This window comes from Singulisphaera chitinilytica (assembly GCF_049331405.1).
In the GTDB taxonomy this organism is placed as follows: Bacteria; Planctomycetota; Planctomycetia; order Isosphaerales; family Isosphaeraceae; genus PoT.
In genome coordinates, this window is sequence record NZ_CP186274.1 from 2,193,797 (window position 1) to 2,215,662 (window position 21,866).

The 21,866-nt window shown below is 64.6% G+C and carries 9 protein-coding genes and 1 tRNA gene; 4 read left to right on the forward strand and 6 right to left on the reverse strand.

All coding sequences use genetic code 11. The features are described from left to right. Position 1: 1 nt before the first annotated feature. From ACOYYX_RS08895 to tadA, 5 genes are all read right to left on the reverse strand, one after another. Complete coding sequence (locus tag ACOYYX_RS08895; protein WP_422929579.1) at positions 2-1,876, reverse strand: SWIM zinc finger family protein; 1,875 nt, start codon at positions 1,874-1,876, stop codon at positions 2-4. Further along, the gene (locus ACOYYX_RS08900) at positions 1,873-8,271 is read right to left on the reverse strand and encodes a HEAT repeat domain-containing protein (RefSeq protein ID WP_422929580.1); all 6,399 of its coding nucleotides are present in this window, start codon (positions 8,269-8,271) and stop codon (positions 1,873-1,875) included. The genes ACOYYX_RS08895 and ACOYYX_RS08900 overlap by 4 nt, the downstream gene beginning before the upstream one ends. Further along, a complete protein-coding gene (locus ACOYYX_RS08905) occupies positions 8,268-11,516 on the reverse strand; it encodes a BRCT domain-containing protein (RefSeq protein ID WP_422929581.1) in 3,249 nt (1,082 codons plus the stop codon). Before ACOYYX_RS08905 ends, ACOYYX_RS08900 begins: the two co-directional genes overlap by 4 nt. Positions 11,517-13,863: 2,347 nt before the next feature. Next, a tRNA-Ser gene (locus ACOYYX_RS08910) sits at positions 13,864-13,950 on the reverse strand. 30 nt (positions 13,951-13,980) lie between these two features. After that, entirely contained in the window at positions 13,981-14,424 is a 444-nt protein-coding gene (tadA, locus tag ACOYYX_RS08915) for a tRNA adenosine(34) deaminase TadA (RefSeq protein ID WP_422929582.1), read from the reverse strand. Positions 14,425-15,051: 627 nt separating this feature from the next. Here tadA and ACOYYX_RS08920 point away from each other — a divergent pair. The 4 genes from ACOYYX_RS08920 (at position 15,052) to ACOYYX_RS08935 (ending at position 19,578) form a co-directional block, all read left to right on the forward strand. Further along, entirely contained in the window at positions 15,052-15,597 is a 546-nt protein-coding gene (locus tag ACOYYX_RS08920) for a winged helix-turn-helix domain-containing protein (RefSeq protein ID WP_422929583.1), read from the forward strand. A gap of 1 nt (position 15,598) precedes the next feature. After that, positions 15,599-16,555, forward strand: a complete 957-nt coding sequence (locus ACOYYX_RS08925) for a transposase (protein WP_422929584.1) — start codon at positions 15,599-15,601, stop codon at positions 16,553-16,555. 126 nt (positions 16,556-16,681) lie between these two features. Continuing rightward, positions 16,682-18,979, forward strand: a complete 2,298-nt coding sequence (locus ACOYYX_RS08930) for a nitric-oxide reductase large subunit (RefSeq protein WP_422929585.1) — start codon at positions 16,682-16,684, stop codon at positions 18,977-18,979. A 32-nt stretch (positions 18,980-19,011) separates the two neighbouring features. Then, positions 19,012-19,578 carry a hypothetical protein gene (locus ACOYYX_RS08935; protein WP_422929586.1) on the forward strand — a complete coding sequence of 189 codons (567 nt, stop codon included), beginning with the start codon at positions 19,012-19,014 and terminating at the stop codon, positions 19,576-19,578. Positions 19,579-20,370: 792 nt separating this feature from the next. On the opposite strand, the gene ACOYYX_RS08940 is transcribed toward ACOYYX_RS08935, so the two are convergent. Further along, entirely contained in the window at positions 20,371-21,339 is a 969-nt protein-coding gene (locus ACOYYX_RS08940) for a diguanylate cyclase domain-containing protein (RefSeq protein WP_422929587.1), read from the reverse strand. Positions 21,340-21,866: the final 527 nt, after the last annotated feature.

The following is a 21,866-nucleotide window of genomic DNA, read 5'->3' on the forward strand; positions in this document are numbered from 1 at the left end:
CTCAGCCGGCCGTCGCGTCGAGGAACCCTCGCGACTTCAACTCGTCGATCCTCGCGAAATAGGCGGCGCTCGCCGCCTCATTGCTGTCGAAGGCGAAGGTTTGCAGGCGAGACGACTGGTCGTCGAGCCCCCAACGGATCTTGAGCCGGCGACGCTCGAGCGAAAGCAGGTAAACTTCCTCGCCGCCATCCCCACGCCTCGAGAACGACCGCGTCTCGACCGTGATGACCCGCTGCGTGTCGAGTCCCTGGAGCCGCCTGGCCTCCTGCGCCGCGTAGGCGAGCCGCAGGGCGATCAGGTGGACGCAAGGTCCGGCCTTGAGCCCCTGCTTGCGGAAGAAGGCACAGGTGCATTCGGCCCTCGCCGCCATACCCTCGTCGGTCAGAAGCATTAACGGCCGATACTCGCGCTTGTCCTCGGCCACGACCACCTGGCCGGTCAGTTCGAGGCCCGACCCCGGGATCCGGTTCTCGGAGACGATCTTCACGGCGTCGCGGCGGACAAGCAGGTCGAACGCCGTGCGCTCGCGGCGGTCGCGGAACTCCATGCGAGTCGGGTCGATCGGCTCATCGGTGAGGGGTCTGAGCCGGTAGACGTCATTGGCGAGGTCGTACATCAGCCGACCTTGCTGGCAACCGAGTTGTAGTGCCTCGAGGAGGGCAGGCCAGGCAAGCCCTGTTTCCTTGGCGAGTTCGCCGGGGCCGGCCGCCCAGCGCTTCTTGAGGTGGGCGATCACCGCGTCGAGTGGCTTGGTCGTCGCCTCGGCCTTGCGGGGCAGAAGCATGTCGAAGTTCAACGCCTGCGACCAGTTGGCGGCCGTGAAGCCCGTGAGGCCGAGCGTCAGCGACATCCCCTGGCTCCGCAGGATCCAGAAGCTCGGCAGGCCGCTCCCGAGCAGATGGACCTCGACCTCCTCCGTGAACGGCAGGAACCGTTGCAGGAGCGAGAGCCGACGACGCCCCCAGAGCCGGACGACGCGGCCGCCTTTGCCCTGATAATTCCCGCCCGTCGCGGGGATGACCTCGTTCCAGGGCTCGAGCACGAGCCTCGGCGGTTCGCCCGGGATGAGTTCCACCCTGAGGCCACGCCGTTGGCCCTTGCGATCGGCGTGCATCCGGAGATGCCGCAAGGCGTTGTAGAGATCGATGGGGGCGAGGGTGCATCGCTCACGCGGGAGCGCGGCCGAGGACTGAACCTGGAGGAAGCCGCGGAGCCACGAGTCGGGGACGCGGATCTGTTTCTCGAGGACCTCGCCCGCCACGTTCGTGGCAAACTTGACCCCCTCCTGGTTGATCGTCAGCCGGGTCTCGCGGTAGCTCCGCATCTGCTGGAGCCCCTGGAAGAGGGCCTGGCTGAAGTCGATATTGGTCGTGCCGAAGGTGGGATCCCCGGCATGCTCGAAGGCGTCGAGGTCGATTCCGAGCTTGGCGTACGCCCCCTCATCCTTGCTGAAGACCTCGAACAGGACCTGATCGGGATGGACGGTGATGACCGGGTCGAGGACGACAAATGAGGTCGGGTCATTCCGCAGGAGCCACGAGAAATACTCGCGCTGGGCCTGCCAGGTATTGAGGGTGGACGACTCGCGCTTCATCCGCTGATAAGCGAGGTACGCGGTCCGGTCCTTGGGGATGTAGCGGAAGTCGCTGGCGACGATCGCATAAAGGGTCGCCATCGCCTCGCGGAACCGGAGCGGGTCCTTGATCGTGGCGTCGAATCGCACGGGGTCGCGTCGGAGGTTGGCCGCGAGGGCCAGCCGCGACGTCCCCTCGGAGGTGACGAGCGAGCTGACGCCCGCGTAGGACAGGTGAATCTCAGTCGCCTCGGGGGGCGAGGGCTCCGAGGACTCGTCGCGAGGCTCATCACCGGTGCTCATAATTTCACCTCAGCCTTTGCGTTCGCGTCGGCCTTCGCCTTGATCGGCTTCGCCCTCGCCCGCTTCGAGCGGCGGAGCGATCGCCAGGCGGCCTTGCGAATGTCCTCGTCTTCTTTCTCGTCGGACCCTACCTTCCGCAGGACCGCCTCGGCCGCCTCGAGCGCCATCGCCCCGAGCCCTTCGAGCGCCCCCTGTCGGGCGGCCTCGGAGAGCGTCTTGTCTTCGAGGACCGAGGTCAGCGTCGCGACCTCCCCGCGATCGATCAACGAGGGCAGCACGACCCCCTGGTAATGGGCCTGCTTCGCGGCCGCACGCAAGACGGGCTCGACGACCACCTTGGCGTCGAGGGTGAGCCGGCGGAACCCGACCGCGTCTGTCAGCAGTTTTTCCGCCAGCGATTCGGCCTTCGCCGGGGCGAGTCGTCCCACCGCCTGCGCGGCGATTGCGCGAGTCTCGGCATCGCCCACGAGGCTGGCCGCTTCGAGGGCCTTGATTGCGGGTGCTCCCGCCCCCTTCTTCGCCAAGGCGAGCACGGCCTCGCGGCGGATCGGTCGATACTCGGCCACTTCCGGTCGGGTCAAGGAGACGGTTTCTAGGACCTTCTCCGAGCCTCCGACCCGGCCCGCAGCCCAGACGAGGCCGCGGAGGCAAGGGGTGAGCAAGTTGGTCAGTTGATGGCTGGCGGGGGCATTCCGCTGGTGGTCGCCGGAGAGCGAGGCCCATTTCTCGTCCCAGGCCTCCTGCCAGCGGCCGATGGCCGCGGCGATCGTCGATGCGGCGCCGGAGGCCCTGTCGCCGGCGCGGCCGAGCACGAGGGCCGCGAGGGTCGCGGTGGATGCGTCGGGGCTCTCGAGCGCATCCTTCGCCTCGGCGATCGGCAGGTCGGCCCGGTTCAGGAGGCAGCCGCGCAGGTCGTCTCGAATCTGGTCCGTGCATCTGGGCAGGATCTTGAAAATCCTCGATGGCTGGCCATCCCTGCGGACCCTCTCCAAAATCTGGTCCAGGCCCTGGACGAATTGGATGTATTGGATGTTCGGGTTCTGGAGGATCGCATAATCTGGCTCGAGCGAGTCCGGGCCGAAGACCTGTCGCGCCCCCTCGAGCACGCTCACGGCGGTCGCCTTCGAATCCCAGCCCCAGGCCGGCGCCACGGCGAGGCGTTTGAGGAAAAGGTCGCGTGTGGCCGGGTCGTCGTTGAAGCGAAGAAGCCAGAGGGCCTCGCCCTGGAATGAGCAGTCGTCATCATCCGCCTTGGCTCGGATGAGTTGCCAGCCGGCCCGGTTGTTGAGCCAGCGGAGCCCCCTGATCGCCGCCAGGGCGACACCGTCATCGCCGCGGGCCTGACGCTCCAGCAGCTCGAAGATCCTCTCGGCGTGGGCCGATTTCCCGAGGTGCCCGATCGCCTCGGCGGCCGGCTCCTGGAGCGCATGGCCGGCTTCGCCCGCGAGTTTGAGGAGCGTCTCGAGCGCCCGTTCGTCGGCCAGTTCGCCGATCGCGAGGACCGCCCGCCGACGATCGTCCAGATCTGTCGCGAAGTCGATGCTCGCCAATAGGACGTTGAGACCGTCGGGCAGTCGGGCGAGGGCCAGCCCCTCGGCCGCGATGAATTGCGACGCCGGGTCCCGATGTCCGAGCGCCTTGCGGAGAGGTTCGGCATCACCGCCACGCTTGCGAAGCCGCCAGGAGAGGGCCTCAAGCACGTCGCGTCGGACATCGTCATTGGGGTGGATCGCCAGGGCCGCCAGCGGGGCATCGACGACCGTCCCTTTGGCCCAGCGTGCCCCGCCAATTAACTGCAGAACAAGCTTGGCGTCGCCCGGTGCCGAGAGGCGGTCGAGCATCCGGGCAAGGACGGCATCCTTGCGAGGATGCTGATGGCGCAGCCATTGGTCGTCGACGGATTCGTCCTCGGGGTCACCGATATGTTGATCATAACCGCTGACCATCACCAGCGCCGTGAAGGCGACATCGCGACGCTTGGGATCCTTCTCCACGAGCGTCAGCAACCGCTCGGCGATCCCCTCGGCGCGGAACCGGCCGGCGGCCCGGATCAGGTCATCGGCGAGGGCCGTCCCGGCGGGGTCGTTGGCGACGCGGTCGAGCAGGGCGTCGGCCCCTCGAGGATCCCCCAGGGACTCGATCGCCTGGATCACCCGGCGTTGGGCCTTCGGTTCGTTCGCCGAGGTGAGCAGAGTGACGAGAGCATCATAGGCGACGGGATCCTTCTTCGTCGCCAGCTCATACGCTGCCGCCTCCCGGATCGCCCCGTAACGCGACTCGAGGGCCTGCCGGAGTGCCTTCTGCGCGGCCGGATCGTTGTCATATCCGGCGGCGAGCCAGTTGACCCCCTCGAGGCGAAGCTGGTTGTTGACCGCCTCGAGCGCCTTGATTCCGACGGCCACCGGCCCGAGCCTCGCGGCGAGGAGCCTGGCCGCCTCCAACGCCAGGTCGTCCTTGCGGGTGAGCATCGCCTGCTCGAGGACGGCCTGGCCCTCGGCCTCCGAAGCCCCGCCTGTGAGCAACTCGAGGCCCTTGATGCCGAGGTCGACGTGCCCGGAGGCCAGAGCCTCGGCCGCGAGCGCCGAGGGGGACATTCCCAGCGCCTTCGCCTGCTCGAAGGCCTGGAACCGCACGGCCTGATTGGGGTCGCCGAGGGCCTGGACGAAGACGGGGAGGGCACTCCTGGCATGTCGAGCATCGACCCAGGCCAGAGTCAGGAGGTGAGCCAGGGCCGATTGCCGGACCTTGATCGCCTGCTGGTCCGGCGTGCCGGCCTGCCCCTTTCCCTTCGGCGACGCCTGCTCCCGAACCAGCCCCACATAGGCTCCGAATGAGAGGTCCTGGAATTGCCCGCTGTCGTACTGCAGCGGGACTTTTTTTCGCGTCTTCGATTGGTCGCGCAGGCCGGTAAGTTCCTTGGCGAACCGACCTTCGTGGACCTTCCAGGCCTGGTTGAATTCGTCCTGCTCGTCGGCGTCGAGGTGGCGTAAGAGCCTGGCCGTCCGGACCTGGAGCCGATGATCGCCGTGAATGAGCATCTCGGCCAGGGCATCGACGGTCCCCTCCGTGACCTTCCACGCCGGCCTGTCGCCCCTGTCGTTCACGAGGCCCGCCACGAAGCTCGCGAAGGTGTTCGTATCGGCAAGAGCCTCGATCGCCCTGGCGGCGACCAGTCGAAGGCGGGGCGGGCGGCTGGAGAGGCAGGCCAGCGCCCTGGTCGCCGCGCCATTGGGGTCCTTCCACTCCCGCATCAGCATCAATAGCAGGGCACGATTGCGGACCTTTTCATTGGTGTCGTCGAGGAAGACGATGAGCCGATCCTCGCCGGCCTTGCCGAGCGACAATGCCGCGGCGATCTGCCCGCCGACCGAGATGATCTTGCCCCCGGCGTCGGAGAAGACGAGGGACGCCACGGACGCATCGCCCAGGCAGGCCATCCCGTACGCCGCCCTATAGCGGACCTCCGGATCCGAGTGCTGCAAGGCCTGACGCAGGCTATCCGTCCGATCCGGCGTTGAGACCCTCGCCAGCGCCAGGGCCGACTCCTTGCGCAAGCCGGCGTGGGGACTGTCGAGCGCCGGGATCAAATGGGGCAAGGCGGCCGGATCACCAAGCTCTCCGAGCCCATCGAAGGCCGACTCGGCCAGTTTGAGCCAGTCGGCCTGGCGTTCCTTCTCCTCGGGCTCGGGGGCCGTCACCAGGGCGAGGAGTGGCCCGAAGGCTCGGGAGTCGCCGTGCCTCGCGAAAGCTTTTGCCGCGCGCAGTCGGACGTCGGGGTGGGCGTTGGCGAGGGCCTCCGTCAGAGCCGGCAAGGCATCGGCGTCGACCAATGAGTCCAACGCGGCACGCCGGACGGCCTTGTCCTCATCGTCGAGCGCCCGGACGAGCAGCGCCTGGGCGGCGGCCGTCCGCTTCTTGATGAGGCCCTCGACCGCCTTCATCCGGAGATCGGGGTAGCGGGAGCCGAGGGCGGCGTCGAGGAATTCCAGCCCCTTGGTCTTCTTGAGCGAGAAGGCGAACGCCTCGCCTCGGAGACCGGGATCGGCGTCGTTGAAGAACTCCAGAAGCAGATCCAGGCCCCAGGGCTCGGCGACCTGGGCGATGACTTCGTTGAGGACCTCGCGCCTGACGTCCGAGTGGATGCTCTGCTTCACGAACCGCAAGGTGCCCGCCGCGCCGCCGGCGAGTTGCAGCCCGAGGATCGACTTGAAGGCCTCGGTTCGGATGGCCGGGAAGCTATCGTTGAGGACGCGGGCGAGGAGTTGCGTCGCGACGTCTCCCCCCGGAGTCTTGCGGACCTCCGCGACGAGCGCCTGCAAGCCTCGACGGCGGATGTCTTCATGCGTGGCATTCAGCCCCGACTCGGCGGCGAGGAGCGGCGTATCGCGATGGAGCCGGGCGAGCGCCGTGAAGGCCGCGTCGCGGACCTCGGCGTCCTTGTCATGGAGCAGGGACTTGAGCCGCTCGACGGCCCGAGGGTCGTCGAGGGCGGCCATGGCCCGGCAAACCTCCGCCCTCGCCGATTTGTCGTCCTCACGGCTGAGTTGGAGCAGGAGCCCGAATGCCCGAGGATCTCCCACGGTCGCGAGGCCGCGTGCACCCCGCAAGCATGTATCCAACGATTGCGCCGCGGAGGCCTGGAGCAGTGGCTCGACATCGGCTCCCTCGAGCGCGATATCGGCAGCCTTTCCTTTCGACTTCTTCGCGTCCTTCTCGGCCGGAGCCGAGGCCGGGGTCGCGGTCGTCCCTTCCAATTCCGCCAGCTGGCGTTGCAACTCGGGATCGCGAGTGCGGAGGGCCTGGAGCAGTCGCGGCCTCGTGTGCAGTGCGAGGAGGAACGCCGCCTGCCGGAGGCCGGGGTCGGCATCGTCGGAGGCCCGCCGGAGGGCCGATTGGACGGACGAGTCCTCGATCAGGCCACGTCGGAAGAGACGCACGAGGGCACCCCGGCGGACGTCGGCATACTTCGAACCGAGTGCAATCAGGTTCGCCTCGGGAGACTTCGAATCGTAGGCCGATTCGAGGGCATTCAGCGCAGCGATCCGAACCTCGGAGGTCTTCGAGTCAAGCGCCTTGATCAGCCGGGAGAGAGCCTGATCGTCCTTCTTCGCCAGCGGCTCGAGGGCGGCGATGGCGAGCTTGCCGACGTCGGCCTTCTCGACTTTCAGTGCGAGGTCGATCGGCCTGAGGTTGGTCTCTCCCAGGTGGCGGCGGAGCCCCTTGAAGCTCGCGACCCGCACGGCCTCGTCGTAGTAGCCGAGCGTGCCTTCGAGGAGCGCCGGCACCCTGGGATGGTCCGAGGCCGCGAGCAACTCGGCCGCCATGAGGCGGAGCGCGTGATCGGAGTCGGCCGTCTGTGCGGCGATCAACTCGATGGCCTGAGCATCGCCGAAGCCGGCGAGGGCTTTTAGCTCGGCCTCACGCCGAGGCGCCTCCGGCTGCGAGAGCTCGTGCTTGGCGCGGGCGTAGGCGTCATAGATCCGTTGGGTACATTCGCCGATCTTGCCCGAGGCATCGAGCGGGAAGACGCGCAGGGTGTTGTCGTCGCAGGCGGCGACAAGCCTCGGGCGCTCGTGGACGGTGGCGATCGCCAGGGCCACGACCCGGCCGACGCCGTCCTTGATCGTGGCCGGCTTGACGCCACCGACCCTCGGCCAGGACTTGATCGTGCCGTCGCGGCTGCCGGAATAAAGCCGCTCGCCCGGCCCCCAGATCAGGGCCGAGATCATGTCCGTGTGGTTGTTGCCGCGGCCCTTGTCCTCGGGCTCGAGCTTACCCCGGGCGTGAGTCGAGAGCAGCTTCTGGTCGGCCCCGCACGAGAAGAATCGGAGGTCGTCCGGCTCGAAGAGGATGGCGGTCACCGCCCCCTCGTGCAGCTTCCCCTGGGCGCTGAGGAGGAACTCGTCCTTGCCCTCGGCGTCGAAGACGGCCACGTTCCCCTTGCTCGTGCCGGCGGCGAGCCAGCGACCCGCCGGGGCGACGGCCAGGCAGGTCCCCGGCTCTCCCAGATCAAGGCTCTGGAGCGTCTTGCCGTCCTTCTTCGACAGGATGAGCACCTGCGAACCGACGAGTGCGGCCAGCCGGCCGTCGGCCAGTGGCGCGAGGGCCTGGACCGTTTCCTGAAGCTGAGGGCCTCTCGGTTTCGGCGTCCCGGAAACGACCTCGTAGACCTGATGTTCGCCCCCGGACAGCCAGAGGCCTTCGCCGTCGGCGACGAGCGCGGTGCCACCTTTGGGGAGCGTCTCGACGGAGAGGGCCAGCGTATCCGCATCGAGGCGGTAGAAGCCGCCGGCCTGGCCCTCGGGGTGCGTGGTGACGAAGGCGAGCGAGCCGCCGACGCCGACCAGGGCCCGGATCTCACCTCGGTAGGTGAGGTACTTCTCGGTGGCGCTCAAGACTCACCCCCTCGCTCGATCCGTTTCAGTTCGGGGTGGAGATGCCGGAGCCGGGTTACGGCCACGAGGCAGGCGTCGCGCTCGCTCCGACCTCGGGACACCATGAACTCCTCGACCAGCGGCAGCACCCCCCGGGCGAAGTCGACATCCTCGATCGCCAGGTCGCGCATCGTGTCGATCAACGCGAGCTTGGCCTTGCGGGCGGCGAGCGGCTTGATGCGTTCGCTCGCGCCTTCGCCGCTATCCTGACGCTTCTCGGGCCTCGGCGGCGGGAGCTCGAAGAGGGTCCTACGGAGGAAGTACCAGAGGTCCTGCGAAGCCGCCGGCCGACTTTCGGGCCTGGCCGGAGGACCGGTGCCCAGCACCTCGGCCCGAGCCGCCGCCTTCTTGGCCGCGGCCGCGATGGAAGGCGCCGGGGGAATGTACGGCTTCCAATCGTCGGTGATCCCTCGATCGCGGTAGAGGGACCAGAGGGTCCGGATCACGAACGCTCGCACGCGACGGTCGGGGCTCTCCGTCAGGCGGAAGAGTTCCTCGGGGAGCCGGAACCGCGGCGATCGCTCGATGAGTCGGATCCCCAGGGCGCGAGTCGACTCGTCGGCCGACTCGCAGAAGCGGAAGACGGCAGCCGGACCGAGCTTCTCGGGATCGATGCGGAACCTTCGATTCTCGGGGAGGTTCTCGGCGAGCAGGGCCTCGGCCACGAAGCCGCGGACGTCCGCGAAAGGGCTCTCGGCCAGGCGGACCAGATCCTCCGAGGAGGGAGCCCACCGCGCCAATTCCCATCGACCCAGTTCGAGCGCCAGGTCCCGGAGGGGTTTGCGGGTCTCCCGGAAGAGGGGCTCGACCCGTTCGAAGGTCAGGAATTCGGCGGGAATCTCCGAGCCAGGATCGACCGGGCGATCGGTCTCGGCCAGGGCGATGTCGGGGTGGTGGCGGCGGATGTACTTGATCGCGAACTGGGAGAGAGGAGCGTCCGACGGGCCTCCGGCTCCGGCCATCTCCCAGAGCCGCAGGGCACCGTCGAGCGACGAGCCCTCGGTCGCCTGGGTTGTCTGCCCGGCGAGCATCTTCAGGAACGCGGTCTCTGAAATGATCTTGATGTTCGCACCGGCCGCGTTCAGTTCCTCCCCTTTGACCTGCTTCGACCCCTTCTTGCCGTGGCCGTAGAGGGAGGAACCCTCATCGCCGATGACGAGATAGTGCAGCTTGTTGGTCACGCCCGAGGCCACCGCACCGCCGAGCTTGCGGACGTTGTCCTCCGCCTCCTTGCGCTGCATGGTGGCCATCTTACCCGTGAACAGGAACGAGGCCCCGCCGAGGTTCACCGCGGCGGCAGGCGCCACGGAGGTCGAAGAGGCCGCGGCCGGCTCGGGGGACTTCGGCGCGAAGTCGGCGGGGCTGAACCCCTTGATCATCGTGTCGACGGCGAAATTGTGGTATCGAGACTCGGATCGGCTGGCCAGCTTGAGGAGCCATTCGAACCCGAGTTCGGCCGGCGAGAATCGGCGGACGTCGCGCAACCAGCCCAGGACCTTCTCCGAGAAATCCTCGTCGAATGACAGGGTCCGAGCCCAGTTGGGCCCCTCGTGCCGAAGTGACGCGAGCCAGGGGTCCGCATCCCAGTCGGGGTGATAGGCGAGGGCCCTGAGGAACTCGAGTCCGAGGCCCTGTGCCTTGAGCCGCCCCTCCTCGATCCAGCCGACGACGTAGGGGCGCGTCAGGGGTCGAAGGACCATCGTCCTGAGCGCATTCTGGCCGATCGACCCGAGGTCGAACTTCACGAGTTGGGTCGAAGCAAAGTCGATGACCTGCGGGGTGAAGTGCCCCTGGCGTCGGTCGGCTTCGTCGATCAAGTCGATGAAGTATTGGGAGCCGAGGGTGGCGACGGGGTGGGTCTGGAGCAGGAGCGTCTGGATGAACTGGAACGCCCCAGGATTCACCGCGTAGAGCCGATCCGCGAACCAGGCCGGCGTGAGTTCCTTCGTGCCGAAGTGCTTCCGGAGGATTGTTCCGGCGAGGTCATAGCCGTGGTTCGACTCGAGCAGGCGCCCCCAGGCCTCGAGTCCCACCTCTTTTCGGGCGTCGCGCGACTGGAGGAGGTCCGACGCGAGTTTGCGGACGTCCGCCTCACGGTTGTCAGCCAGGCGGATCAATTCCTCGATGGAGAGGTCGCGGGCGTGAGTGCGGGCGTAGTCGGCGGCATAAGTTCGGGCGGCGGTTGAGGGCGAATCGAACAACCTCAGCACGGCGTCATGGAGCCCGAGCGAGCGGAAGGCCGCCTGCTCGAAGCGTGGGACGTTGTTCAGGACCCAGATGACGAATTCGTCGACGGGGCCGCTGCCGACGCCGATCAGGCGGGCCACCCAGCCCGGCTCGACCTCGCGAAGCGAGGCGCGGAAATCCGACTTCAACGCATCGGCCGCGAACCGCCGAACCTGATCCGACTTCGCGCGTTCGAGCAGGTCGAAGAGGGGGCGCGGGGTCCGCTTCCAGAGGTCGGCGTAGGCCCGATACTTCAGGAGGTCCGACGTGGATTTGGTGAGGTGGAAGTTGGAGCGGTCGTATTCGCCCGTCTCGTGGAAGAAAATATGATTGGCGACGAGAGTCTGCTTCCAGGACGTCGAATCGTCATAGCGAGCAAGCACATCGGCACAAGCGTCGGCGTAGCAGGCGGGGCGAAGCCTCGCGATCCGCCGGAGGTTACGCCAGGCCCGCCTTCTTAGATAAGAGAGGGTGAGGTCGCCGACCTCGCAGCCGGCATACCGGCTCGCCATGGCCGAGTCGATTCGAGAGGCCAGCGCCCCGAAGACCTCGGTATCGTCGCGAGCCTCGGCGTCCTTGAAGACCCGCTTCAAGGCCCGCCAGGGGCCGTAGTTGAGCGGGACGGTGGCGATGATCTCGAGCAGGCAAGTCCGGGCGAAAGGCCCGTTATCCTCCCAGAGGATGCCGACGATCTCGTGGAGACGGAGCCGCTCGGGCAGAGGAACCTCGGCGTCCGGGGATTCGAGCGACTTCAACTGCTCGACGCGAAAGTGTCGTTGTTCGTCGGGGGTCTTCGTCCTGAAGAACGTCTTGCTGCGGATCTCCGCGAGGAATTTCTGGAAGGTAGGAGCCCCTTCGCGAGGAGGCGTCTTGGGCTCCTCGAGGCTCTGCCCGGCGAGTTGTTGGACGAGGGTGGGCAGGCCCGGGTCGTTCGATTCCCAGGCGCGACGGACGTCATCCAGGCGAAGGCGAGTCGACACGACGCATTGCCTCGTTACGGGAGATTCTTTGCCGCCGAGGGAGAACGATCCGCGACCGAAGATTCAAGAGCAGGCTGGCCCAAGACCTTGAGCCAGCCTGCTCTCATAGACCTGGGAGGGTCATCTACCACGAGACCTGGGACATCGAAGGCTCTCCGGCCCGCCGCCCGGGAGGCCCCCGGTAAATTACCGGAACCCCGATCGGCGGGGTTGTTCCAGGCCCGGCAATTTACCGGGGGCCTCCCGGACGATAGCGGGCCTGAAACAGCCTTCGTTGTGATGCATGAACAGCCGAACGCTCAGGCGGCGCAACGCCGCCCCGGTGCAGAGCACCAAGCTAGACCTGTCCTCCCAGGAATACCGCTGACAATCGCAACCAACGAGAGTTTTGTACACCACGCGGGCGAGCGATGCAAGGCCTCAGCTCGAGGCTTTCCAGTCGACCCTCAGCACGTGATTGGATGACCCTCGTGTTGAACCCAATCGTCGTTGCGAGTCTCTGGGGAAAGAGTGGGGAGGCCGAGACGAAGCGAACCCGCTCGGCCTCCCCTTTGATCGCATCTCCGTGGGATCATCTACCACGAGACCTGGGACATCGAAGGCTCTCCGGCCCGCCGCCCGGGAGTGCCCTGGCGCATTCGAGGAACCCCGATCGGCGGGGTTGTTCCAGGCCCTCGAATGCGCCAGGGCACTCCCGGGCGATAGCGGGCCTGAAACAGCCTTCGTTGTGACGCATGAACAGCCGAACGCTCAGGCGGCGCAACGCCGCCCCGGTGCAGAGCACCAAGCTAGACCTGTCCCCTCGGAATTACGATCAAACTCGCAATAACCGCATTCCTTGTACAGCAACGCAAGGCCCGATGCAACGCCCCAATAACATCTTGCCTTCAGCTCAGCGCTCAGCCTGGCCAGCGTCATCGCCCCCACAACATTCATCGTCGGCGGGAGATCAATTTGATCGACGGGTCGAGGCTATCAAATCCAATGCGCAGATCCATTAAATCCATATTTCAACACAATTATATTAATAAATTATCAAATAATATAATATCATGATATTGCATTAATTGTCTTTTTCATTGCTGAAACGAACGACAGCTTTTGGTGTCGCTCCCAATCGCCTCCTTTGCAGATGCATCTTGGCCCCGGGGATATATGGGACGATCGGGAGCCGTTAGCTGTCGGCGATATTGACAAAGGAGGGCTCGCGTTTCAGCCAACAGGCTACGGCAAGCCCATCCTTTTGGAAGGACTAACGAAATTCGACCTTCCCTTAAGTGTGATGCCCAACTCGTGCAGCCAACCGCAAAAGGGGCGTAAGTTCGCAGCACGGATCCTCCGACCTGCGCCAGACTCAATTCTGCTTATTGAGGCTAATCAGGGCATGGATGATCCAAATCGGCAGCCACAATCCGCACGTAAAAAGAGTCAGTACCAGGTGGAGCACGTGCGGGAATTGATACTTCGACCCCTGGACTACGACAGTCTGCGTCACGTTTGACGGTGACGAGACCGCCTTGGCTGCAACCGCAGCTTGGGCCCTGAGGGATGGGTCGAGGAATTCATTGCAGTGGCGGCATTTTACCGCAGCGATGGCGATGGGTTCGGCGCAGAACGGACAGTCCCGAGTTGCCGACTGGATAGGGGCAACCGGAAGAGGAGGCATCGCAACGACCGGTGTCGGGCGTACCGCTTCGATGGTCGGTTGGAGGGCTGGAGCCGAGATGGCGTCTTGGGGTTTCGGGGTGGGGAACTTGGTGGAGCACTGAGGGCACTTAATTACTGGCGCAGCGTAGTTGTCGGGAAGCCTTCCGGCCTTCCCGCAGGACGGGCATTCAACCCTGATCGTCGCGTCACCCTCTATCCTACCTGGCAATTGGCCAGAATTCTTCTTATGCCTTCACTTCATCGTGTCGGCGGTTGCCTGCTGAACCCTGGCATCAAACGGTATTTGGCCGGAGCCTTATCCATGACAATGGTGCTCGACATTCGCCAGTGGTCCGTCAGCTTGGAGAGTCATAAGAATCTCTCTTCGAAGCCGGGAGCGGAAATCACCTTGCGATCGTTCGGACGCATAGGCTTGTCCTAGTTCCGCTTGGTGGTTGCCATTCTTTCGAATACCGGTGTCACTTTGGGGCTTTTGCGATAGAGAGTATACGGACGTTACGGGGATTCATAAAGTCTAGTCCGATAGATGCTTGAAAGAGCCTCTCAATCATCTAACTCCTTTGATAGCCATGTTTGTCCGAGGGAAATAAATTCATAGAACAAATGAGCACAAACCAAGAAAGCCTCCCGAATATTCGGGAGGCTTTCTTGGTTGGCTAATACCGTCACAATTCGGTAGCGGAGGAGGTGGGATTCGAACCCACGATAGGCTTGCACCTATTCCGGTTTTCGAGACCGGCCCTTTCAACCACTCAGGCACCCCTCCGGGTGTTTCTGTTTTCAGCTCACTATCGAATCAGGAGTCGTGCGGCCGACGCTCTCGAAAGAAATCGGAAAGCAAGGCCCCGCATTCATCCGCCAGAATTCCGGACACCAAAGAGGCCCGATGGTTCAGTCGAGGATCGTCGAGAAGGCGATAGAGGCTTGAACAGGCCCCGGCCTTCAAGTCGGACGCCCCATAAACCACGCGAGGGATTCGGCTTTGAAGGATGGCTCCGGCACACATCGGGCAGGGCTCGAGCGTGACGTACAATGTACACCCATCGAGCCGCCAGGTTCCCAATAAACGGCCGGCCTCAGTCAGAGCCAATCGTTCGGCGTGGGCTGTCGGATCACTCAGGACTTCGCGTCGATTGTAGGCTTGAGAGAGGATCCGCCCATCCCGCACAACGAGGGCCCCGACGGGAACTTCCCCGACACCCATCGCTTCCCGGGCGAGCCCGAGGGCAATTCGCATCATCGCAAGATCGTCGAATTCCGATCCCACGATTGACTCGAATGATTGAACGGCGGCTCTTACTAAACCTCAATCTTGCGAAGCGATGTGCCGCCCCAAACCAGTACACCAAAGAGGATTCAAACCTCCAACCTCGGGACCGTGGACCGAAGCAGATGCACTGATCTTTCCAAAGCGGTCTCCACAACTCCTTCCCTGAAAACAACTAACGTTAATCAGAAGTTTCAGGTACAGGTAGATAATACCACGGAAATTATTCGAAAACAAGTCATGGAACTCCGGTTTGAACGCAAAAATCTCCTTCGATTGATTGTCATAGAAATCCGGTCTCGGTCGCTGGTCCGGTGCTCGTTATACCTGCTGGCTCCCATGGAGTAGTCTCGACCTTTTTCCGTGAGAAGATGGACGCTATAACAAACGCTGTAAATACTTACGACGTATGACTGCCCAAGAATTTCACCTCCTCTCACATGGTAGCTAGTAGCGATGTCCGCTCGGGCTGCTGCCGCTCGCCGTGAGGGCGACCTGAATGACCTCGACGATGACACGACCGACTTCGGGTCTTATACGGAATCTTCTGGATCAGAAACGTTACAATGGAGGGGTGATCCACGACTGGAGGGTATCACCATGGCCCGGACACGTCTGCCGATCGCCCCTCACCTGACTCACGACGAGATCTCACTTCGCTACCGCTCCTGCCGCTCGGGATTGGAGAAGACCCACTGGCAGGTCCTCTGGCTCCTAACCGGGCCCGACTCCCCCACGCCGGAGCGCGTCGCAGGCGTCGTCGGCCTCTCGCCCGGCTGGGTCCGGAAGGTCCTCAAGCGCTGGAATGCCGACGGGCCGGATGGCCTGGCGGATCGCCGCGCCCGGACCAACGGAGGCCGGCCCAAGCTCACCGACGACCAGCAGATCGACCTCTGGGATGCCCTTCAGCATGCGCCGCCCGACGGCGGCCTCTGGAGCGGGCCCAAGGTCGCCGCCTACGTGCAGCAGCGTTGGGGGGTCGTCGTCTGCAAGCAGACCGGCTGGGCCTGGCTGCGAGGCCTGGGGATGTCGCTTCAGGTCCCTCGACCCGTCCACACGGAGGCCGCCACGCCCGCCCGTCGGCGGGCGTGGAAAAGACGCGCTGGGGGACCGGCTCGAGGGCCTGCGGCGGGACCACCCCGATAAGGTGGTCGAGCTCCGGGCCGAGGACGAGGCGAGGCTGGGCCTGAAGCCGATCACACGCCGGGTCTGGTCGACGATCGGCCGTCGGCCGGACGCCCCGGGCCGGACGAGGTACGAGTGGCTCTACGCCTACGGCTTCGTGCACCCGGCCAGCGGCCGCAACCTCGAGCTGCTGCTGCCGTCGGCGAACGCGGACTGGATGGGTTTGGCCCTGGAGGAGTTCGCCCGCTGGGCGGACCCCTCGGGCGAGAAGCTGCCGGCCGTGCTGGTGGACAACGCGGGGTGGCACGTGGCGAAGCGTCTGGTGGTCCCGGCGAACGTGGTGATGCACCGGTTGCCGGCCTACACGCCGGAGCTGCAGCCGGCGGAGCCGCTATGGCCCCTGTTGCGCGAGGCGGTGGCGAACCAGGCGTTCGGCGACCTGGACACCCTGCAGGGGACCCTGGTGGAACGCTGCCGCTGGCTGATCGACCACCCCGAGGTCGTACGCGGGGCGGTCGGCTTCCGGTGGGCCGCCGCCCTCAATGGTAAGTTATGTACAAGATTCTGTATTATGCACAATTTCATCAATAACGAGAGTGCCCAAGGAGAGATTCTCATGGTGATCAAGCATACCCGGCCGGGAGAGGTGGCCGACGTCCGCCCGCTCGGACAGGCGCTGGCCTCCGCGAGGACGACCTCCCTGGTCAAGACCGAGGGCCTGGAGGTCATCAGGCTCGTCATTCCCCGTGCAAAGGCGATCCCCACCCATTCGACCCGTGGGGCGATTACAGTCCAAGGCCTCGAAGACCGCGTCGCCTTTACGGCCGCCGGCGTCACCCGCGAGCTGGAGCCCGGTCACTTGTTGTATCTGGACGGAGGTCAGCCCCACTCCGTCCTGGGGATCGACGACGCCTCGCTCGTGGTGACGATCACCCTTCCCAACGCCCCAACGGCAGTGGAAATGCCGTCCACCCCTTGACCGGCAGCCGCTAGAGGAGTGTCGTAGCAGGACGGTTGCGAGCGCTCGGGTTGCGAGATCGGGTCGGTCCCGCGTCAATTCCGGCCGGCCCCGCGGGTACACTCCCACTCGAAGAGGATCACTTGCATGTCTAATCGTCGCCCGATGACGGTGTCACCGCTCTGGTTGCAAGGGTCGATCCTGACATTCATCATAGGCTTCGCCTTACTGTCATTCTCGGCGCTGCGGATTTATCAAGACTCGGCGCCGGTCCCGGACCGTATCGTGGACGAGGCGGGCAGCGTGCTTTTCACGAGGCAGCAGATCCTCGAGGGCCAGGAGCAGTTCCTTACCTACGGCCTCATGCAGTTCGGCACCGTGTACGGCCACGGGGCCTACCTCGGCCCCGACTTCACCGCCGACTACCTGCATCGCATGGCCTTGCACATGAACAAACTTTACGGTGGCGACGAGGCGGCGGGGGCACGGACGCGGCGCGAGTTGCAGACCAACCGCTACGACCCTGCCACAGGTACTCTCACCTGGACCGCCGGGCAGGTCTCGGCCTTCGAGGAGATTCACAACCATTTCGGCGACATGGTGTATGGCCGGAAGGTGAGCGGCGAGGGTCTCAAGCCGGAAATGATCAAGAACCCCGAAGACACCCGCACCATCACGTCGTTCATCGCCTGGACGGCGTGGACGAGCGTCGCGCGCCGGTCCGGGAAGACCTATTCGTACACGAACAACTGGCCCCCCGAAGAGTTGGTGGGCAACACGGTCACCGGCGACGCGATCATGTGGAGCGCGCTGTCGCTGGTCACGCTACTGGGAGGGAGCGGGCTGGCCCTTGGCGTCTACGGCCGTTATTCGCGGGTTGTCGGCTGGCACGAGACCGAGGAGAGGCAGGTCCGCTTCGTGCCCCCGTCCGATGTCGCCCTGACCCCCGCCCAGCGCGTGACCGCGTGGTTCTTCCTGGTCGTCGCGTTGCTCTTCTTGCTCCAGAATCTGGTCGGAGGCGCGACCGTGCACTACATGGTCGAGGCCGGTGGCTTCTTCGGCATCGACCTGCCGCGATGGCTCCCTTACAACCTGACCCGAACCTGGCACCTTCAGTTGGCGATCTTCTTCGTGGCCACGGCGTATCTTGCCGCCGGAATCTTCCTGGCGCCTCTGATCGCCGGGCGCGAGCCGCGCGGGCAGGGCCTGCTGTCTGCCATGCTACTCGGCGCCCTGGCGGTGGTCGTCTTCGGCAGTCTCGGCGGCGAGTACCTGAGCTACCACGATCTCCTGCCCCGCGGGCAGCGGGCGTTCTTCGGCGCGCAGGGGTGGGAGTACCTCGACCTGGGCCGGTTCTGGATGTACCTGCTCATCGCAGGGATGACGCTCTGGGTGGCGATCATCTATCGGGGTCTGAGCCCCCGCCTGGCCGTCGAGAGCCGTGGCAACCTGCCCTGGCTCTTCCTTTACAGCTCACTGTCGATCCCAGCCTTTTACGCGGTCGGCCTCCTGACCCACACCCAGTCCACGTTTGCGATCGGCGACTTCTGGCGGTTCTGGGTAGTGCACCTGTGGGTCGAGGATTTTCTCGAGCTGTTCACGACGATGCTGGTAGCCTTGATCTTCGTGCTGATGGGGATCGTCTCGGAGCGGTTCGCCACCCGCCTGATCTACTTCGATGTGATGCTTTACTCGGTCGGCGGCGTGGTCGGAACGCTCCATCACTGCTATTTTAGCGGCGGCCCGGCCGTGGAGATGGCGCTCGGGGCGTTCTTCTCGGCCGCCGAGGTCATTCCATTGACCCTCCTGACGGTCGAGGCGTGGTCGTTCCTCCAACTCGGGAACCGTCAACAGGCCGGTGGTGCGGCGGCCTTCCCGCACCGATGGGCCGTACTGTTTCTGGCCTCCGTGGGCTTCTGGAACTTCCTCGGCGCAGGGGTGTTCGGGTTCCTGATCAACTTACCGGTCGTGAGCTACTACGAGATCGGCACGATCCTGACCTCGAACCACGGCCACGCGGCCTTCATGGGGGTGTACGGCATGCTGGCCCTGGCCTTGCTGGTCTTCTGCACGCGTTACCTGGCCCGCCCCGAGGACTGGAGCGAGGGGATCGTGAGGTTCTCGTTCTGGGCGACGAACGTTGGCCTGATGCTGATGATCCTCGGGCACCTGTTCCCGCTCGGTGTGCTCCAACTCGGCGACGTGGTGACCAACGGCTACTGGCATGCCCGGACCGAGTGGTTCAAGAACTACCCGTGGCTCTCGTGGGCGCGAATGCCGGGCGACCTTGTATTCATGGCCGGCTCGGCCCCGCTCGTCTGGCTGACCCTCAAAGTCGCCTTACGGACGCGAAAGACCATGACCCCGGTAGAGCAGACGGGGAAACTCCTCGAAGCCGCTCTTTATACTGAGGTTACTCCGGCCGGGGCCGTCGCCAAGCACTGAGCCCGGATCGCCCGACCCTGGGGGTCACTCTGATGTTGCCAACGCTGACCGTGTTTGGCCTCACACTCGACCTCGGGCTAGTCCTCCTGCTGGCGTACATGCTTGTGCTCTGGGTCGGGGGCTGGGCACTGGAGTCTCTGGCCAGGGCCCACTTCCATCGCGCCCAGCGGTACGCCCATGACGGCTTCGCCTACGACGTGGAGCTCGACCGCTACGAGTGTCCGCAGGGGCAGTTGCTCACCCTGGACACGTTCGACGGCCGCAATAGACTGGCCATTTACAAGGCACCGGCCTCAACTTGCAGCGAGTGCGTGCTCAAGGAATTCTGCACTCCGCACGACCATGGCCGTCGCGTCTACCGTTCGCTCGCCGCGTTCCACGAGAGCGACGTCGGCCGGTTCCACCGCTTGCTTTCCCTGATGATCCTCGGAGTGGCCCTGGCGTTCTCGGTGGGAGGCATGATCGCGTGGTGGAACAAGCCGGGCGAGTGGCTCCTCGTGATCGCGGCCGGACTTAGTCTCATCTTCCTCTGGCTCGACGTCCGCGATATCCCGGAGGAGGTTGACGCCGAGGCCGAGGTTTCCCTCAAGACGAGATGATGGCACGGTGACCGGAGCGGCCCCGCGATCCCGATCCGATCGCTCAGACGCCGGGAAGTAGCGGGTACGGCCCGGCCTTGGTTCGTGTCGACGTCCGGCGGGCGGGGCCTGGCGACGGATGCCGCGGCACAATCCGATAATTCCCACTATGTTCAATCAATCATTTTATGATGTCTATACCGATTATCAACGATGTCCTTCGCGACCTCAGATCAACCCTATGGAGGGGTGCGATTCACAATGGAAATGGAGGCGAGGCTTAGCGTACGTTTCTGTTCCAAGGGTTGTGGGCCCCCTATGCCAGAGAGTCAACCCGCACTGGCCCAGGCCGATTTGCCGGAATGCTCACCATCGAGGATGCGATCCTCGTAACTCGTATCTCGGTTCTCGAGCAGCCTGACGCGAGTGCCCGCAGGGACTTTGAAGACTTCTTTGGCCACGAGCAGTTCGGCCGCTCCCGGATCGTCACATGTCTATGGAGCTGGCGATCTTCGAGGATCGTCTCAAATCAGAATTGCGCGGGCTGCTCCTCCATAGACTTGGTTGAACATGGAGACTCCTGACGGAGCCTTCGGAAAGGTACACCTCGGCTCGTCGAAGTTGATATCGAGATTCGCCACGGTGTCCGTCCTGTGCTGGATATCGCTTCAGGCAGACATCGGAACAAGTCGGGCCGGTGCTGAAAAGGCGTTCGAACGACCAAGATCCCGACACCAAATAAATCCACATGTGAGCAAATTTGAAATTTCAATGACAAAGGGGGTAGATGAGTAGCGGAGAGGGTCCGATCGATCATCGGATCGCGTGGACGAGCTTGTCCCGGCCCAGCGACTTGGCGAGGTACAAAGCCTTGTCCGCTTGCTCGAGCACCTGGGCGGCCGTGACGTCCTCGTCCGGGACGGTCGTCGCGAGCCCGGCGCTCACGGTGAGGATGCCCCCGCCGACGGGCGAGGCCGGGTGCGGGAGTTGCAACTCACGAACCTTCATCTGGATGTCTCGAACGACCCTCGCCGCCGGGTCCACCCCCCTGTGCGGCAGGATGAGCGCGAACTCTTCGCCCCCATAGCGACAGGCGAAGTGCTCCTCGCCGTTCAAACTGGACGCGATGACCTGGGCGATCAGGCGGAGGCAGTCGTCGCCGGCCAGATGCCCCTCGCGGTCGTTGAATTGCTTGAAGAAGTCGATGTCGAGGATGGCGACCGAGAGGAAGCTGCGGGCCCGGAGGTGGGCCGACCATTCCCTCCCGAAGGTATTGTCGAACGCACGTCGATTGGGGATCCCCGTCAGGCCGTCGTGATTCGCCTGGAACTCCAGGGAGCGATTCATGTCCATGACCATGAGCTCGCTCAGCTTCCTCCGCGTGATGTTGTCGTGGCAGACGACCACATATACCTCGCCGTCCATCGCGAATCGCGAGGCCCTGACGGTGAACCACCTGCGCTCGCTCGGGGAATGGCAGGGATACTCGAGCTCGAAATCGGGAACCCTCCCCGCCAACACGTCCCGGATGCCCTCCGCCGCCTGTGCACCCTCCTCGGCGTCGTTGCCCGAGGCCTCGTCGCATGTCCTGAGGTAATCGACGCCCGGACCACACCGGTCCGCGTCCAGCCCGTTGGCGAATGCGAATTGGTCCCATGCCCGGTTCACGGAGACGATGACGCCCTCGCGGTCGAGGATCGCGATGTGCCCCAAGAGGGAATCGATCGTCTTCTGGAAGAACTCTCGCGAGTCCGAGGGCGGGAGCACAGTGCGGTCTGCCATTGGCATGATCGTCGGCTTCGTGCAGAGCGATCCTCGATGGCCGAGACCACCCCCCACCGCAAACATAGACGCCTCGCGAGGGTCGTAACTCCCATGGCGAGGCGAAATACCTTGATCTTCACCAAGGTATCTTGGTTCGGTGCGGTCACGAAAGCGCCGTGGGTCAACGAGTTACGTTAGAGTAGCTCGTTTGTGACATTTCAGCAAGTTGCACCGACCATGAGGTGACAGAAGCAAGGGCCGGTGCCCATGGGCACCACCCTTGAGGCGACGGTCTTCGTCAGCCCGGTTGCTACCAGGGCGACGCATCCGCCAGAAGCTCCAGCTACCAGTCCCTGCCGGGGTAGGCTGGCCCGGCGTCGCAGCTCGTGCACGACGGCCTTCAACTCCTGATCGTAGAGAGAGACCCGGACAGCCGCCCATCCTGCTCCATGACCTCTCTCAGGAGACCATGGACGAACTCCCAGGCTATCCCGCGGGTCTCCCTCTTCGGGACGTTCAGGGCCTTGCGGAGCTCCTCGGCCCGC

What these genes read in the sequence shown, in the direction of transcription:
- ACOYYX_RS08935 (WP_422929586.1), top strand. Translation starts at nt 19,012, where the DNA reads ATGTTGCCAACGCTGACCGTGTTTGGCCTCACACTCGACCTCGGGCTA.
- ACOYYX_RS08940 (WP_422929587.1), bottom strand. Translation starts at nt 21,339, where the DNA reads ATGGCAGACCGCACTGTGCTCCCGCCCTCGGACTCGCGAGAGTTCTTC.
- tadA (WP_422929582.1), bottom strand. Translation starts at nt 14,424, where the DNA reads ATGATGCGAATTGCCCTCGGGCTCGCCCGGGAAGCGATGGGTGTCGGG.
- ACOYYX_RS08920 (WP_422929583.1), top strand. Translation starts at nt 15,052, where the DNA reads ATGGCCCGGACACGTCTGCCGATCGCCCCTCACCTGACTCACGACGAG.
- ACOYYX_RS08895 (WP_422929579.1), bottom strand. Translation starts at nt 1,876, where the DNA reads ATGAGCACCGGTGATGAGCCTCGCGACGAGTCCTCGGAGCCCTCGCCC.
- ACOYYX_RS08930 (WP_422929585.1), top strand. Translation starts at nt 16,682, where the DNA reads ATGTCTAATCGTCGCCCGATGACGGTGTCACCGCTCTGGTTGCAAGGG.